This window comes from Rhizobium sp. 01N447_2, assembly GCF_056399245.1.
The window spans coordinates 147779-160769 of the sequence record NZ_JBFTQY010000018.1; the positions used below are offsets into that span (position 1 = coordinate 147779).

At 62.1% G+C, this 12991-nt stretch carries 16 protein-coding genes; 8 read left to right on the forward strand and 8 right to left on the reverse strand.

Annotated features, from left to right (window positions below; all coding sequences use genetic code 11):
* Positions 1 to 31 precede the first annotated feature (31 nt).
* The 3 genes from AC1ECN_RS15480 to AC1ECN_RS15490 all read right to left on the reverse strand — a co-directional run bounded on the left by AC1ECN_RS15480 (position 32) and on the right by AC1ECN_RS15490 (position 3068).
* On the reverse strand, positions 32 to 964 hold the full coding sequence (locus AC1ECN_RS15480; RefSeq protein ID WP_477953463.1) for a DUF3313 domain-containing protein: 933 nt from the start codon (positions 962 to 964) through the stop codon (positions 32 to 34).
* Positions 965 to 1044: 80 nt separating this feature from the next.
* Positions 1045 to 2397: a sensor histidine kinase gene (locus tag AC1ECN_RS15485; protein ID WP_130662814.1), complete on the reverse strand. Its 1353-nt coding sequence runs from the start codon at positions 2395 to 2397 to the stop codon at positions 1045 to 1047.
* Entirely contained in the window at positions 2397 to 3068 is a 672-nt protein-coding gene (locus AC1ECN_RS15490) for a response regulator transcription factor (RefSeq protein ID WP_075226063.1), read from the reverse strand. The genes AC1ECN_RS15485 and AC1ECN_RS15490 overlap by 1 nt, the downstream gene beginning before the upstream one ends.
* 140 nt (positions 3069 to 3208) lie before the next feature.
* On the opposite strand from AC1ECN_RS15490, the gene AC1ECN_RS15495 reads away from it, so the two are divergent.
* Positions 3209 to 3355 carry a hypothetical protein gene (locus tag AC1ECN_RS15495; protein ID WP_165406134.1) on the forward strand — a complete coding sequence of 49 codons (147 nt, stop codon included), beginning with the start codon at positions 3209 to 3211 and terminating at the stop codon, positions 3353 to 3355.
* A gap of 15 nt (positions 3356 to 3370) precedes the next feature.
* On the opposite strand, the gene AC1ECN_RS15500 is transcribed toward AC1ECN_RS15495, so the two are convergent.
* On the reverse strand, positions 3371 to 3913 hold the full coding sequence (locus AC1ECN_RS15500) for an NADPH-dependent FMN reductase (protein ID WP_130672756.1): 543 nt from the start codon (positions 3911 to 3913) through the stop codon (positions 3371 to 3373).
* Between the two features lie 157 nt (positions 3914 to 4070).
* Between AC1ECN_RS15500 and AC1ECN_RS15505 the strand changes: the two genes are divergently transcribed.
* The 3 genes from AC1ECN_RS15505 to AC1ECN_RS15515 are packed head-to-tail and all read left to right on the forward strand — an operon-like array spanning position 4071 to position 6693.
* Positions 4071 to 5090, forward strand: coding sequence for an ABC transporter ATP-binding protein (locus AC1ECN_RS15505; RefSeq protein WP_130675312.1), 1020 nt, complete (start codon positions 4071 to 4073; stop codon positions 5088 to 5090).
* Positions 5087 to 5887: an ABC transporter permease gene (locus AC1ECN_RS15510; protein WP_018074446.1), complete on the forward strand. Its 801-nt coding sequence runs from the start codon at positions 5087 to 5089 to the stop codon at positions 5885 to 5887. Before AC1ECN_RS15505 ends, AC1ECN_RS15510 begins: the two co-directional genes overlap by 4 nt.
* 2 nt (positions 5888 to 5889) lie before the next feature.
* Positions 5890 to 6693 carry an ABC transporter permease gene (locus tag AC1ECN_RS15515; RefSeq protein ID WP_130672758.1) on the forward strand — a complete coding sequence of 268 codons (804 nt, stop codon included), beginning with the start codon at positions 5890 to 5892 and terminating at the stop codon, positions 6691 to 6693.
* Between the two features lie 25 nt (positions 6694 to 6718).
* Here the strand turns inward: AC1ECN_RS15515 and AC1ECN_RS15520 are convergent, their stop codons facing one another.
* Positions 6719 to 7240 (reverse strand): winged helix-turn-helix transcriptional regulator, encoded by a 522-nt coding sequence (locus tag AC1ECN_RS15520; RefSeq protein WP_018074444.1) that lies wholly within the window; start codon positions 7238 to 7240, stop codon positions 6719 to 6721.
* An 88-nt stretch (positions 7241 to 7328) separates the two neighbouring features.
* Here AC1ECN_RS15520 and AC1ECN_RS15525 point away from each other — a divergent pair, with 88 nt between their 5' ends.
* Together AC1ECN_RS15525 and AC1ECN_RS15530 are read left to right on the forward strand one after the other, a co-directional pair.
* Positions 7329 to 7970 (forward strand): dihydrofolate reductase family protein, encoded by a 642-nt coding sequence (locus AC1ECN_RS15525; RefSeq protein WP_018074443.1) that lies wholly within the window; start codon positions 7329 to 7331, stop codon positions 7968 to 7970.
* Between the two features lie 286 nt (positions 7971 to 8256).
* Entirely contained in the window at positions 8257 to 8460 is a 204-nt protein-coding gene (locus tag AC1ECN_RS15530) for a hypothetical protein (RefSeq protein WP_020397675.1), read from the forward strand.
* A gap of 157 nt (positions 8461 to 8617) precedes the next feature.
* On the opposite strand, the gene AC1ECN_RS15535 is transcribed toward AC1ECN_RS15530, so the two are convergent.
* Positions 8618 to 9262 (reverse strand): TetR/AcrR family transcriptional regulator, encoded by a 645-nt coding sequence (locus tag AC1ECN_RS15535; RefSeq protein WP_130672759.1) that lies wholly within the window; start codon positions 9260 to 9262, stop codon positions 8618 to 8620.
* Between the two features lie 88 nt (positions 9263 to 9350).
* Here AC1ECN_RS15535 and AC1ECN_RS15540 point away from each other — a divergent pair, with 88 nt between their 5' ends.
* Positions 9351 to 10004, forward strand: coding sequence for an O-methyltransferase (locus AC1ECN_RS15540; protein ID WP_130672760.1), 654 nt, complete (start codon positions 9351 to 9353; stop codon positions 10002 to 10004).
* A 69-nt stretch (positions 10005 to 10073) separates the two neighbouring features.
* Here the strand turns inward: AC1ECN_RS15540 and AC1ECN_RS15545 are convergent, their stop codons facing one another.
* Positions 10074 to 10691, reverse strand: coding sequence for a TetR/AcrR family transcriptional regulator (locus AC1ECN_RS15545; protein WP_130672761.1), 618 nt, complete (start codon positions 10689 to 10691; stop codon positions 10074 to 10076).
* A gap of 138 nt (positions 10692 to 10829) precedes the next feature.
* On the opposite strand from AC1ECN_RS15545, the gene AC1ECN_RS15550 reads away from it, so the two are divergent.
* Positions 10830 to 11861 carry an aldo/keto reductase gene (locus AC1ECN_RS15550; protein ID WP_130655788.1) on the forward strand — a complete coding sequence of 344 codons (1032 nt, stop codon included), beginning with the start codon at positions 10830 to 10832 and terminating at the stop codon, positions 11859 to 11861.
* Positions 11862 to 12097: 236 nt separating this feature from the next.
* Here the strand turns inward: AC1ECN_RS15550 and AC1ECN_RS15555 are convergent, their stop codons facing one another.
* On the reverse strand, positions 12098 to 12973 hold the full coding sequence (locus tag AC1ECN_RS15555) for a bifunctional helix-turn-helix transcriptional regulator/GNAT family N-acetyltransferase (RefSeq protein ID WP_075226069.1): 876 nt from the start codon (positions 12971 to 12973) through the stop codon (positions 12098 to 12100).
* Positions 12974 to 12991: the final 18 nt, after the last annotated feature.

Here is a 12991-nt window from a genome sequence, read left to right on the forward strand (position 1 = left end):
CGCGGCGGCAGTCGCCGCCGCGCATCGTCTCTCAATAGGTCGCCGCTGGTTTCGGCTTCTTCTCGGTCCATTGCGGCGGCGCGCCGTATTTGGCGGCTACCGCCCCCATCAGTCCGGGCGGCCGGCCGAAGGCGTCGCAGGCGGCGTATTTCGGTTTTCCGCMGAGCCAGGATTTCATCCGCTGCCCTGACGGCAGCGAGATATCCAGTCCTTTCGGCTCCTTGCCTTTGATCAGCATGCTGGAAAACTCGCTGCTGAATTTCGAAGCCAGGCTATAGGCGTCGCCGACTTCGGAAACGCGGGGGTTGTTCTGCAGCGAGTTTGCCCCGCGCGACCAGACGATCGCCGCCCGCTGCACGCCACCGCTATCGACGGCTTCCGCCTCGACCGCCAATCCGCCGAGGCCGGCCGGCAGCCGCGGCACGCCGACCGGCAGCACGAAACCGGTGCCAACGGTCACGACGGTCGAAACACCCGCCATCGCCTTGTTGGTCGGTACAATGTCGGTGACGACCGAGCGGATTGTCAGATCCGCTGGCTGGCCGGCAGAGACCAGCTGATATTTGTCGCTGAGCGAGATGCAGAGCGCCCGGTCCAGCGCGTTCGCCACCATTACACGGTCGGCGTCGGATTTGACGCGGGTCGCGGCGCTGAAGGCGAAGGTCGTCGGCACGATGCTCACCGTCTTTGCCGGACTAAGGCGCGTCCCGTCGACATAGACGCGCGATTTCGACAGCTTGCCCTTCGGCGCTCCGAGATTACCATAGGAAGAAAGCGTGCCGGCCTCCTTCAGCGGCACCGAGCTGCAACCGGCCGCGGCCATGGCGAGCGCCACCGGCAGAGCGAGGGACAAGCTTCTCGACGCCACGGGAAAGGAAAATAGGAATGGATTGCTGCGCACGCTGTCTGGCCTCCGTCGCCGATGAACTCCGGCGAAAGTGGCGGTCGACAATTGCCGCAACATTACAGATCGCTTCCCAGAGCCTTTCCTGATCAGAACCAGGAAAGGCTCTGGGGGCGGATATTGCTCAAGCAGGCCCGACCTTATGCGAGTTCGATCGTCACCCGCGTCCCGGCAGCACTGCTCTCGATGCTAACCTCACCGCCATGATTTACGGCGACCTGCTTGACGAGGCTGAGGCCGAGACCGGCGCCCCTGCTTCTTGGGGTAACGCGATAAAAGGGCTCGAACACCAGCTCGCGATGTTCGGCCGCAATGCCCGGTCCCTCGTCGGCGACGCTGACCCTGCTGCCGGCGGAGGCCAGACGCGATACCGAGACCGTGATCATGCCCCTATTGCCGCCGTGATCGATGGCGTTGCGCACCAAGTTGCTGACCGCCCGCGGCAGGGCGGAAGGGCTGCCGCGGTGTTCAATGCTCTCCGTCTCGCTTTGAAAGCATATCTGGTAGCCGCCGGCGATGGCCAGCGGCGCAAGGTCGGCGACCACCGTCCGGCCGATCTCGACGAGATCGACCGTTTCGTCGAGATCGGCCGCCTGGTGGTTCCGCTCGAAATCGAGCAATTGTTCGGCCGCCTCGGCCAGCCGCGCCACGTCGTCAAGCAGCCGCTGCCGCTCGCGCCCATCGGGCATGCCGTCGATGCGCGTCTGCATGATAGCGATCGGCGTCCGCAGCTCATGCGCCGCATCGAGCAGGAAACGCTGGCGTTTCTTAAACTCGTTCTCAAGTCGCTCAAGCGTTCCGTTAAAAGCAATCACCAATGGTGCGATTTCCGTGGGGATACCATCCACCGGCAATCGGGCTCCTTGCCGGCGGGGTTCGATTTCCGATGCCTTGCTCGCTATATCCTTCACGCCGGCCAAAGCGCGCGCTACGACGCGGGGGATCGTTAGAAAAACCCCGGGCAAAGCGATGGCCAAGAGTGGTGTGTAAATGAGGTAGGTTTTGCCGAGTATAGCCAGAAATGCGGAGCTTCTGCTGGCGTTTCCGCCGTACATCACTCTGTACTCGCCTTCTGCCGTGTCGACACGGTCGATGGAGGCGACCTCGGTCGTACCAGACGCCCCTCGTATGTCAGCGTCTTTGATAAGGTAGACGTACCGGGCTAGGTCCGCATAGGGCGCCGGTATTACGCCGTAGGAGGCCGTTTCTCCACTGGGTGTTGCGACGAAAAACCAGAGCCTGTTGTTCTCAGCCTTGAACGACCTGAGCCGCGGGCTATCAGCTATGGCGATCCTGCCCTGCGAGTCACGCGTAAGAGCTTCCTCGAGGGCTGCAGTCAGCTGAACCTGCATTCCTTCATTGGGCGAGAGGATGCTGGTGGCGTAAATGCAAAGCCCGATGATCACCGTCGCAACAACAGCCACGAAAACGATACTGAGCTGCCAGCTGAGCGTCCACCAGAGTGAAAGGTTCGACTTGGTCGCCTCGCGCATCATTCTTCCTTCATGAGATAGCCGACGCCGCGGATATTATGGATCGCTACGCCAGCGCCGGCATCGATCAGCCGCTTGCGCAGCCGCGAGATATGCGCGTCGAGCGCATTCGACTGGATTTCCTCTTCGTAATTATAAACCGCCGCCTCCAGCGTCGAGCGCAGCACGGTCTTCTCCTTGCGTCTGGCAAGGGCTGCAAGCACCAGCAGTTCGCGCCGCGGCAGATCGAGCGGCACGCCATCGACGGTGACGCTGAGATGCAGCGGGTCGATCACCATCCGCCCGGCCGTGATCTTGAGTTCGGCCACTTCAGGCGATCGCCGCAGCACGGCCCTGAGCCGCGCCATCAGCTCCTCGACCAAGAACGGCTTACCGAGATAGTCGTCGGCGCCGAGATCGAGCCCTTCCACCCGCTGCCTCGGCTCATTCAGCGCCGTCAGCACGATGATCGGCGTATCCTTGCCCGTCCGCCTGAGCTCCGGAATGAAGCTCAGCCCCTCTCCGTCCGGCAGGCGCCGGTCGAGCAGGATCGCATCGTAGAGGTTCTGCCGCGTCAGTTCGACGGCATCGGCCAAGTGCATTGTGTGGTCGGTGACGATCCCATGTTTGCCGAGTGCGGCCGACAGCGCCTCGGCCAGCTCCCTCTCATCCTCTATCAGCAGTATCCGCATCGCCCGTCCATTGTCTCGCTCACCCCTTCTGTCTGCCACAAGGGTTGCGGCAGCATTGCGGAGCTTGCAAGGCAGCCGGTCATGCTGCCGCAATTGTTGGGGTCCAGCACAAAGAATATTCGCGGCAGCTGGAGATCAAGATGATCCGACATTTCCTTCGTCTCCTGACGAGACACTTCCTCTCCGCCTTCATCCTTGCCGCGCTGCTCGCAGCCCCGCTCGTCATTCTGCACACGCTTCACGAAAAGACGGCATTCGAGAACGGCCTGCTGATGGAGGTTCGATGATGCAGCGAGCGGACCTCAGGCGGTCTTGCTGTCTGCCATGCAATAGGCCGAGAATGCCTGAAGATAGGCCTGCACCCTGGAATGGTTCTCCGCTGCCTCCACGGCCTTGAACACCTCGGCCGGCTCCAGTTTCATGAGAGGAAGCCTGAGGAAAATATCGCCCGCGAAGCGGTCGGTGATGGTCGCAAGAACAGTGCGAAGGCCCGCCAGCATGTCATCGCCTCGATGCGATGCATGCAGCAGGGCGATCGGCTTATGGACGATCTCATCTCCCGATACGAGCCAGTCGATCGCATTCTTGAGGCCTCCGGGAATGGATCGCACATATTCCGGGCTGGTAAAGATCACCCCGTCGCTCTGAGCGATCACATCGATGAAATCCCGCACGACCTCCGGCAGAGATTCTCCCTCGAGGTCAGGCGAGAATACCGGCAACCGTCCGACGCCGTCGAAGATCGAAACTTCGATATCGCTGGGCGCAACGGCGCGGACAGCCCGCAGCATAGCCGTGTTGGTGGAATTGAGCCGGGCGCTGCCGGATATTGCGAGAATCCTCATGATCCTACCAGGAATCGATTGATCATGGCTGTCAACGCAAAAGGTTAGGTTCGATTGAGTAACGCCAAAAAAGCGACTTTTGCTTGAACTGGCCAAGCCCCGCGTTAGCCTGGATGCTGCTGCCGAATCGGCTGGAATTACCCTCGAGGAAATACACATGACGGCTTTGATCGAGGCACGGGGTGTCAGCAAACGCTTCCGGCAGCACAAGCGATTTCCAGGCCTGCTGGGCGCTTTGAAGACGCTGGTGACCAACGAATATACCGAAGTTCTGGCCGTTTCCGACATCGGTTTCGATATCGCGGCGGGCGAAGCCGTGGGCTATCTCGGCCCCAACGGCGCCGGCAAATCCACGATGATCAAGATGATGACCGGCATTCTGGTGCCGAGTGCCGGCACGCTCTCAGTGCTCGGCCGAACGCCGCATCTGAAGCGGATGGACAATGCCCGCGAGATCGGCGTCGTTTTCGGCCAGCGCAGCCAGTTGTGGTGGGACCTGCCGCTGGTTGACAGTTTCACCCTTCACCAGCGCATCTACGACATCCCMGTCGCCCGTTATGCGGATAATCTCCGGCGCTTCAGCGAACTGCTCGACTTGACGCCCTTTCTCGACCGCGCAGTGCGCCAACTCAGCCTCGGTCAGCGCATGCGCGCCGAGATCGTGATGTCACTGCTGCACGACCCCAAGATCCTCTTTCTGGACGAACCGACCATAGGTCTTGATGTGGTCGCCAAGGATGCGGTTCGGCGCTTTCTCGCCGAGATCAACCGCGAGCGCGGCGTCACCATCATTCTCACCACCCATGACCTGCAGGACATCGAGACCATCTGCCCGCGACTGATCATGGTCGATCATAGCAGGCTCATCTTCGACGGCGAGTTGAAGAGCCTGCGCGCGGCATTGGGCTCGGCCCGGCGGCTGACACTCGAATTTGCCAGTGACCCCGGACCGCTGCCATTGCGCACCGCGGCTCTCGTCAGCGACGAGGGCTTGCGTAAGAATTATCTCATCGAGCGTGAAGACATCTCGCTGGTCGCGATCCTGTCGGAGGTCGGCAGCGGGCGCGACCTCAAGGACGTGGCACTGCACGAGCCCGACATCGAAGAGGTCATCCGCACCTTCTACCAGCGCCGCAACGCCGACCAGCGTAGCAATGCCAAGGCCCGGGCATCATGAGCGCCTATTTCGCCTTCGCGCGCAGTTCCTTCCATTCGCAGCTCGCCTACCGCAACGAAGTATGGGCCAATATCTTCGGCAAACTCGTGCAGGTTTTCGCGCGTGTCGCCATCTGGCAGGCGGCCTATGCCGGCATCGGTGGCATCGTCGTCGACGGCGTCTCCCTGCAGCAGATGGTGACCTATGCGCTGCTCGGCGGCGCGGTGATGGGAGCGACCCGCCCTGAAAGGATCATCGGCGAGATAGGCCGGTCGCTCAAGACAGGCGATATCGCGGTTTGGCTGCTCAAGCCCTTGTCCTATCCGCTCTATCTCTTCGCCAACGAATGCGGCAGCTTCGGTTATCGCCTGATGACCCAGGTCATTCCGACGGTGACCTTCACCGCATTGTTTTACGGCATGCTGCCGCCGGCGAGCCTGTTCGATGGCTTGATGTTCGTCGCCTTCTGGGCGCTGTCCTTTACGCTCCTGTTCCTGATGTCGGCGCTCTTCGGCCTCATCGCCTTCTGGCTGATGACGAGCTTCTCGCTTGACTGGATCCTGGGCGCTCTGCTGCAATTGTTCTCGGGCCTGCTGGTGCCCTTCTGGTTCTTCCCCGAACCTCTCGCCACGGTTGCCCGCCACCTGCCCTTCGCCTGGGTGGTCTATTATCCCAATGCCGTCTATCTCGGCAGGCTTTCCACTGCCGATGTCTGGCTCCATCTCGGCCTTGGTCTCGGCTGGGCCGCGTTGTTCCTTGCCGGCGTCCTTTGGCTGTGGCGCTGCGCCTCCGGCCGCATCACCGTGCAGGGAGGTTGATCATGCTCATGCATCACCTGCGCGTCCTTCCGCTGCTGGTCCGGATGCATGTCCGCTCCAAGATGGAATATCGCGGCGCTTTCTGGCTCGACCGTCTTGCGCAGATCCTTTCCTATGGCAGCATCTTCGCCACCATCGGAATCCTGCTTGCCCGCTTCGACACGCTCGGCGGCTGGACCTGGCCGGAGCTTGCGCTGCTGTTCAGCTTCCAACTGCTGGCTTATTCGCTCGGCGCCGCGATGAGCTTCGTGCAGTTGCGCGAGCTCGAAGAACTGGTGCGGCTCGGAACTTACGACACGCTGTTGGTCAAACCTTTCAGCCCTTGGGCCTATCTGGTCTTTTCCGGCCTTAATATCGGCTATGCCGGCCACGTCATCCTCGCAGTGGCGCTGATGGCTTGGGCCGTTCTGTCCATCGACTTCACCTGGTCGATCTGGTCCGCGTCATTCTTCATTGCTGCGCTTATCAGCGCGACGCTGCTGACGGGTGCGCTCATCACCATGATCGGCGCCACGGCATTGATTTGGGTGCGGTCCAACCATCTGTTCTCGATCTTCTTCGGCTTTTGGGAATTGACGCGCTACCCGCTCAATATTTTTCCGGGCGGCATCCAGACCATCCTCATCACCGCGGTCCCGTTGGCCCTCACCAGTTCGGTCCCCGTCGGCGCCCTGCTCGGCAAACCCATCCCGATCCTCGGGGACTGGGCCGGGCCTGTGGCTCTCGTGGCCGGCCCGATCTGGGTGTTGATATCAATCGCTCACTGGCGGTATGCCACCGGCAAATACCAGAGTGCCGGAGGCTGATCGAGCCGACCGACCTCCCTCGTAATCAGGATGCCTGCGACAACGATCTCGCGCGAACCTCTAGGAACGCCGCCGTCAGCTTCGCCAGTACAGGCGAGGTGCATGTGCCGTTGGCGCCGCCGATCGGATCGGCGATGTGGATCTGCCGGAGATCCTCCATGAATTCGTCCCAAAGCGGCTGCCCGCCTTCTTCGAGAAGCTGCGCGCGGATGCTCAGCTCCTCGCTCACAGGCAAATGGCGCCGCCCCCAGGCGCCGATCATGGCAAAGACGGGCACGAGCTGGATCGCCGGCTCCGCCAGGCTGTAGATCGCTTTCTGGCTGTGGCTCGGGTCGTCCCGCTTGCTGATGAATCCGAGCGAGAGCAGGCGCTTCAGCCTGGCGGCCAGGATGTTGGAGGCAATCCCCTCCTCCGAATGGGTCAGAAGATCGCGGAAATGGCGGCGGTTGCCGAACATGATGTCCCTGATGATGATGAGGCTCCACCGATCGCCCAGCACTTCCATCGTCAGGTTGATCGGGCAGCCCGACCGCAGTTCAATATCCACGATATTCTCTCCTTAAAACTGGTTGCAATATAGGATCACTTATGCGACAACGCAACTAGTTTCAATACGCAATCAGATGGAGGAGAGCATGCCCAAGGTGCGTGTCGCAGCAGTTTCCCTTTCCGTAGATGGTTTCGGCGCCGGGCCGGAGCAAAGCATGACCGATCCGCTGGGCAAGCGGGGAACGGAGATGTTCGAATGGTTTTTCCGCACCCGCACCTTCCGCGCGATGATCGGAAAGGATGGCGGTTCTGAAGGCGTTGATGAGGATTATGCGGCTCGCGGCATGGCCAATTTCGGCGCCTTCATTCTCGGGCGCAACATGTTCGGCCCCATCCGCGGCGAGTGGCCGGATGACGTATGGAAAGGCTGGTGGGGGCCAAACCCGCCCTATCACGCGCCGACCTATATCCTGACGCATTATCCCCGCGAACCGATCGTCATGGAGGGCGGCACGACGTTTCACTTCGTCACCGGCGGCATCGAGGAAGCGCTTGACAAGGCGGTGGCTGCGGCCGGCGACAAGGACGTGAAAATCGGTGGCGGCGTCAGCACCGTCCGCCAATATCTGAAGGCTGGCCTGATCGACGAATTGCATTTCGCCATCTCGCCGGTCGTACTCGGCAAGGGCGAAGCGATGTTCACGGGCATCGACCTCCCCGCCCTCGGCTTCCGCGTCGCCGAGCATGTCGCAACCGAACACGCCACGCATATCGTGCTGGCGAAATAAACGAGCCCGGTCGGTATTCTAGGCGCTTCCAGATGGAACACCTCGGCCGCATCGAAGGCGTCCGCAACATCAAGACGGAAATCCCGATGGAGAAGATCAAGCAATCCTGGCAGATACCGCTCTGACGAGCGCCTGTCGGGATCGTTCGGCTGTCACCAAGCCGTGTCAAAATGGCCGTGGTATTGCTGCTGAATGAGCGTAGAGTAAACGCCATCGCTCATCGGATCATCGACGCGACCGCTTGCGAGACTATAGGTGCTCTTGCCGTTTCATGGAGGGTACAAAGGTGCTCCTGTCGCTCATCTCGCTCAATGATGATGACATAACCATCGTCACCGATGCCGTTCGGCAATGGTGCTGCGAGAGGAAGCTCGACATCGACAGCATCGAAGGACGCCACGCCATCACCGTCGCCGTCGATCTCGTCCAGATGAACACCGACTGCGACAGGCTTTTTGCCGAGCTGTCGAAGCAACTGGACCACCAGTAGAACCTACTCCATCCATCGAACCACCACAGCATTCTGCGATGACAGGCGCTGGGATGCAGCGCTTTCGCTTGCCTCCCCTCACACCACCACCTCGCGCCAGCGCCCCGGAGTACTAGCGTGCAGGGAGCACCGGGCCTAACGGAGCGCAGCCGGAACATCATGCCCCGTCCCGGCCAGCCCCAAGCTGTTCTAGGTAGGCACAGAACATATCGGCCATGGCGTCGGCATAAGCGTCGATCTCGGCAAGGTTCCGCGGAGCCTCCGAGAACTGCTTGCCCACCGTGCCGAGCGTCGTGGTGATCAATTCGCCGGCGAGCGCCCTGGTCACCTCCGGCGCGCAAGGCAGCACTTCCTGCATGAACAGTTCGACGATGTGGTCTCCTGATGCCCTCGCCGCCTGCGCCTCCGGTGCATCGCGATAAAGGGGCGCGGCGTCATGGAGCGCCACGCGCATCGCCGCCTCCTCGCACTCCGAGCGGAGAAAGGCATGGGCGAGACGGCGCAGCCGTTCGAGCGGCGGCCTTTGCGCATCGGCGAGGATCCCGCCGAGCATGTCCGTCGTCTGCCGCCATTCGTCACTCTGCAGCCGGAAGAGGATCGCTGCCTTGTTGGGGAAATATTGGTAGAGCGATCCGATGCTGACGCCCGCCCTTTCGGCCACCCGTGCCGTCGTGAAGCGCTGGGCGCCTTCCCGCGCCAAAACCTGAGCAGCGGCATCCAGGATCGCCGCCACGAGCTCGCTCGATCGGGCCTGCTTGGGCTGTTTTCGTGAGGAAATCCGGGCTCTTGGACGATCGGTCATGGCAGCGCTCCGCAATGCGAATAGCAGATGCGACGAATTACTCGTATTTTTCGTCCCACACAAGAACCTGTCATCAAGGAGATTTGACATGACGACGCTGACCACCGCCCCGCTGGCACCCCTGCTCAACGGTCTATTCGAAGAAGCCGCCACGGCGACGAGCCCGGCAATGTCAGGCCTATCAGGTGATGAGCGAATGCGCCTGATCGGCAGCAAGACCGAATATCTCGACCTTTACGGGCGCCTCAGGGATCTTTGGCTTCCCGTCTCCAGGGAGGCCGGCGCCCTGCTCTACATGCTGGCGCGAAGCAGCCGCGCACGAACGATCGTCGAATTCGGCACATCCTTCGGCATCTCGACCCTCCATCTCGCGGCCGCGCTGCGCGACAATGGCGGCGGCCGGCTGATCACCAGCGAGTTCGAGCCGTCGAAGCTGGTCCGCGCCCGCGCCAACCTGACGGCGGGCGGCCTCATCGACCTCGTCGAGATCCGCGAAGGCGATGCCCTTGAGACCCTGAGCACGGATCTCCCGGAAACGATCGACCTGCTGTTCCTCGATGGCGCCAAGGCGCTCTATCGCGATATCTTGGAACTGGTGGAAGACCGCCTGGGGCCGGGCGCCCTCATCGTCGCCGACAATGCCGACCTCTGCCCGGAATACCTCGCCCGCGTACGCTCGCCCGCAGCCGGCTACCTCTCGACACCATTCGAAGAGGATATCGAGCTGTCGATACGGACCTGATGATCCCAGGCCGTCGCCCGGCCAGGCGTGTGCGCCAGCCGGGTGACCGCCTGTTTCATCGGCGCATCTTCACCGCTGTACGGCGCCGTAGCGCAGCCCGTCGACCAGCAGCGAAACCATGCGCCGGGCATATTCGGGCCCTTGGGCGTAGGCGTGCATGCTGAGGCTTGCGGCCGCATTCAGAAGATCCTCGGCAGCGATATCGGTGCGCACCTCGCCGGCGGCAGCAGCGGCATCGAGAAGCGAGCGAAGGGCCGGCTGCAGTCGCTGCTGGAAGTAGGCGGGCAAGGGATCGAAGGCCGGGTTGCCAGAGTGCAGGGCCGCCGCAAGCCCGCGCTTGGCCGCGATGAAACCCACGAACCGCTGCATCCATCTGGCCAGCGCCTCACCCGTCGCATGTTCGGCGGCAAGGATCGGCGCAGCGTCGGCGCAGGCATCGATTTCGCGGCGGAAGACGGCGACGACGAGGTCGGAACGCTCGGGAAAATGCCGATAAACAGTGCCGATGCCGACGCCGGCTTTCTCCGCGATCTCACGCACCGGGGCGTCGACGCCAGAACTCGCAAATACCGCCATCGCCGCCTGAAGCAGCCCGTCGAGATTGCGCTTGGCGTCGGCGCGCACCGGCCTGTCCGCCTTTTCCCCGGGCTTCAGGCCGTCCCCCTGCTCTTTGCTCTCGTCGTTCATCTTTCATCCGCTTGCAAAACGGAACATCGTTCCGTATATAAATGGAATACGGTTCCGTTTATGCAAATTAACACGGCGCGACGGTGTTGGCCACATCGATGCGCACGAAGTCCGCCTCCCCAATAAAAGGAACAGACCATGCAATACCGCACGCTTGGAAGAACCGGCATCAAGGTCAGCCCCTATTGCCTCGGCGCGATGATGTTCGGCGCCGCCGGCAATCCCGACCACGAGGATTCGATCCGGATCATCCACAAGGCACTCGATGCCGGCATAAACTTCATCGACACCGCCGATATCTACAGCCGAGGCGAATCGGAGGAGATCGTCGGCAAGGCGCTCAAGGGACGGCGCGACGACGTCGTGCTCGCCACCAAGGCGCATCTGCCGATGGGCGACGACCCGAACCGCCAGGGCAATTCACGCCGCTGGCTGACGCGGGCGGTCGAGGATTCGCTCCGCCGCCTGCAGACCGACCATATCGATCTCTACCTGATCCACCGGCCAGCACCCGATACCGACATCGAGGAGACGCTATCCGCACTCACCGACCTCATGCGGGCGGGAAAGGTGCGGGCGGTGGGATCGTCGACCTTTCCCGTTTCGGAAATCGTCGAGGCGCAATGGGTTTCCGAGCGCCGCGGTCTGGCCCGCTTCCGCGTCGAGCAACCGCCCTATTCGATCCTCAACCGCGGTATCGAACGCGAGGTTCTGCCCGCCTGCGAGCGTTACGGAATGGGCGCGATGGTGTGGAGCCCGCTGGCGATGGGCATGCTCACCGGCAAATACCGCAAGGGCGCGCCGCAGCCCGACAGCGCCCGCGCCAAACGCTTCCCCAGGCAGATGAACGACGAGCGCCGGCTGGACGCGGTCGAACGGCTCATCCCGCTCGCGCAGCAGGCAGGGCTTTCGCTGGCGCACATGGCGATGGCCTTCGCTATCGCCCATCCCGCCGTCACCTCGGCGATCATCGGCCCGCGCACGATGGAGCACTTTGACGATCTGCTTGCCGGTGCTGGGGTGAGCCTGACGGACGACATCCTCGACCGGATCGACGCGATCGTCCCGCCCGGCACCGACACCGGCCCGCTGGAGGCGGCCTATAACCCGCCTGCGGTGATACAGCCGAACCTGCGCCGCCGCCCACCCGCCGAGCGCTTCGTCGCCTGATCCTCAGGGGGTGAGGCCCGGCCCTGCGAAGCAGGAGCGATCGATCCAGTGAATCGATCGCAGGGCCGAACGCCCTGAGCCATGCAAAGAGCCGGGCAGCGGCGCCTTCCCCCCTCCTTCCTGTGCTTGCTACAGGAAGGAGAGGAGAATGGGGAACATCCGCTATCACCGTGACTGGTGTTCCGTTTCAAATTGCCGAGGGCCCCAAACCACGGGCAACACAAAGCGACCTTCGCTTAAAGGCGTTTTTCAAAGAACGTGTCCGGGTATGGGTCGTCATTGAAACGGTCGATCTCACTCCAGCCGGTTCCGCGATAAAGCTGTGTTGCCTCGGGCAGCGCGCTATTCGTATCCAGACGCAGGAGCTTGATGGATAGCTCGGGGGCGATGTTCTCGGCGGCCGTCATAAGGCGCGTTGCGAGCCCAAGGCCACGCGCGGACGGGGCGACCCAGAGCCTTTTGATCTCTGCAACCTCGCCGCCATTGCCCTTCAGCCCGACACAGCCGATCGGCAGGCCATCCGACATGGCCACCAGGAACGCACCGTGCGGACGGATCATATCCTTGGCGTCGGGATCGCGAGAAAGCGATACATCGAAACCCTTCTCGAAGCGGCGTGCAAGTTCGCCGTAGTATTCGTTCAGACAATAGCTGGCGTCCTCGTGCCGAGGGTCTTTCTCCTCGAGCACGATCTGCTCACGTCTTAGCGAGGAAGCGACGATATCCATGGCGCGCAGCAGTTCGTCCGGGCGACGATGGCGCGTCAGAAAGGATTTCGCCTGCGCATTGGAAAGCGCTTCATAAGCCTGAAACTCGGAACGGCCGGTTTCGGTCAGCCTGGCAACGCGGCGACGCGCGTCCTGAGGGTTCGGCACCGTCTCGATGAGACCCTCCTCTTCCAGACTGCGCAGCAGGCGGCTCATCAAGCCGGAGTCGAGACCGAGATAATCGCGGATCACCGCAACATCCGATTGCCCCCGGCCGATCGAATTGAGGACGCGGGCAGCACCCAGCGGACGGCCGCGTCCGAGGAAAGACGTATCGAGAGCGCCGACTTCGGAGGTGACGGCACGGTTGAAGCGACGGACACGAGAGACAGGATCGTAGGTCATATTGTCTGACTTTAGTCA

Coding starts and splice junctions, on each gene's coding strand:
- AC1ECN_RS15485 (WP_130662814.1), bottom strand. CDS start 2,397: ATGCGCGAGGCGACCAAGTCGAACCTTTCACTCTGGTGGACGCTCAGC.
- AC1ECN_RS15490 (WP_075226063.1), bottom strand. CDS start 3,068: ATGCGGATACTGCTGATAGAGGATGAGAGGGAGCTGGCCGAGGCGCTG.
- AC1ECN_RS15495 (WP_165406134.1), top strand. CDS start 3,209: ATGATCCGACATTTCCTTCGTCTCCTGACGAGACACTTCCTCTCCGCC.
- AC1ECN_RS15500 (WP_130672756.1), bottom strand. CDS start 3,913: ATGAGGATTCTCGCAATATCCGGCAGCGCCCGGCTCAATTCCACCAAC.
- AC1ECN_RS15510 (WP_018074446.1), top strand. CDS start 5,087: ATGAGCGCCTATTTCGCCTTCGCGCGCAGTTCCTTCCATTCGCAGCTC.
- AC1ECN_RS15515 (WP_130672758.1), top strand. CDS start 5,890: ATGCTCATGCATCACCTGCGCGTCCTTCCGCTGCTGGTCCGGATGCAT.
- AC1ECN_RS15525 (WP_018074443.1), top strand. CDS start 7,329: ATGCCCAAGGTGCGTGTCGCAGCAGTTTCCCTTTCCGTAGATGGTTTC.
- AC1ECN_RS15535 (WP_130672759.1), bottom strand. CDS start 9,262: ATGACCGATCGTCCAAGAGCCCGGATTTCCTCACGAAAACAGCCCAAG.
- AC1ECN_RS15540 (WP_130672760.1), top strand. CDS start 9,351: ATGACGACGCTGACCACCGCCCCGCTGGCACCCCTGCTCAACGGTCTA.
- AC1ECN_RS15545 (WP_130672761.1), bottom strand. CDS start 10,691: ATGAACGACGAGAGCAAAGAGCAGGGGGACGGCCTGAAGCCCGGGGAA.
- AC1ECN_RS15550 (WP_130655788.1), top strand. CDS start 10,830: ATGCAATACCGCACGCTTGGAAGAACCGGCATCAAGGTCAGCCCCTAT.
- AC1ECN_RS15555 (WP_075226069.1), bottom strand. CDS start 12,973: ATGACCTACGATCCTGTCTCTCGTGTCCGTCGCTTCAACCGTGCCGTC.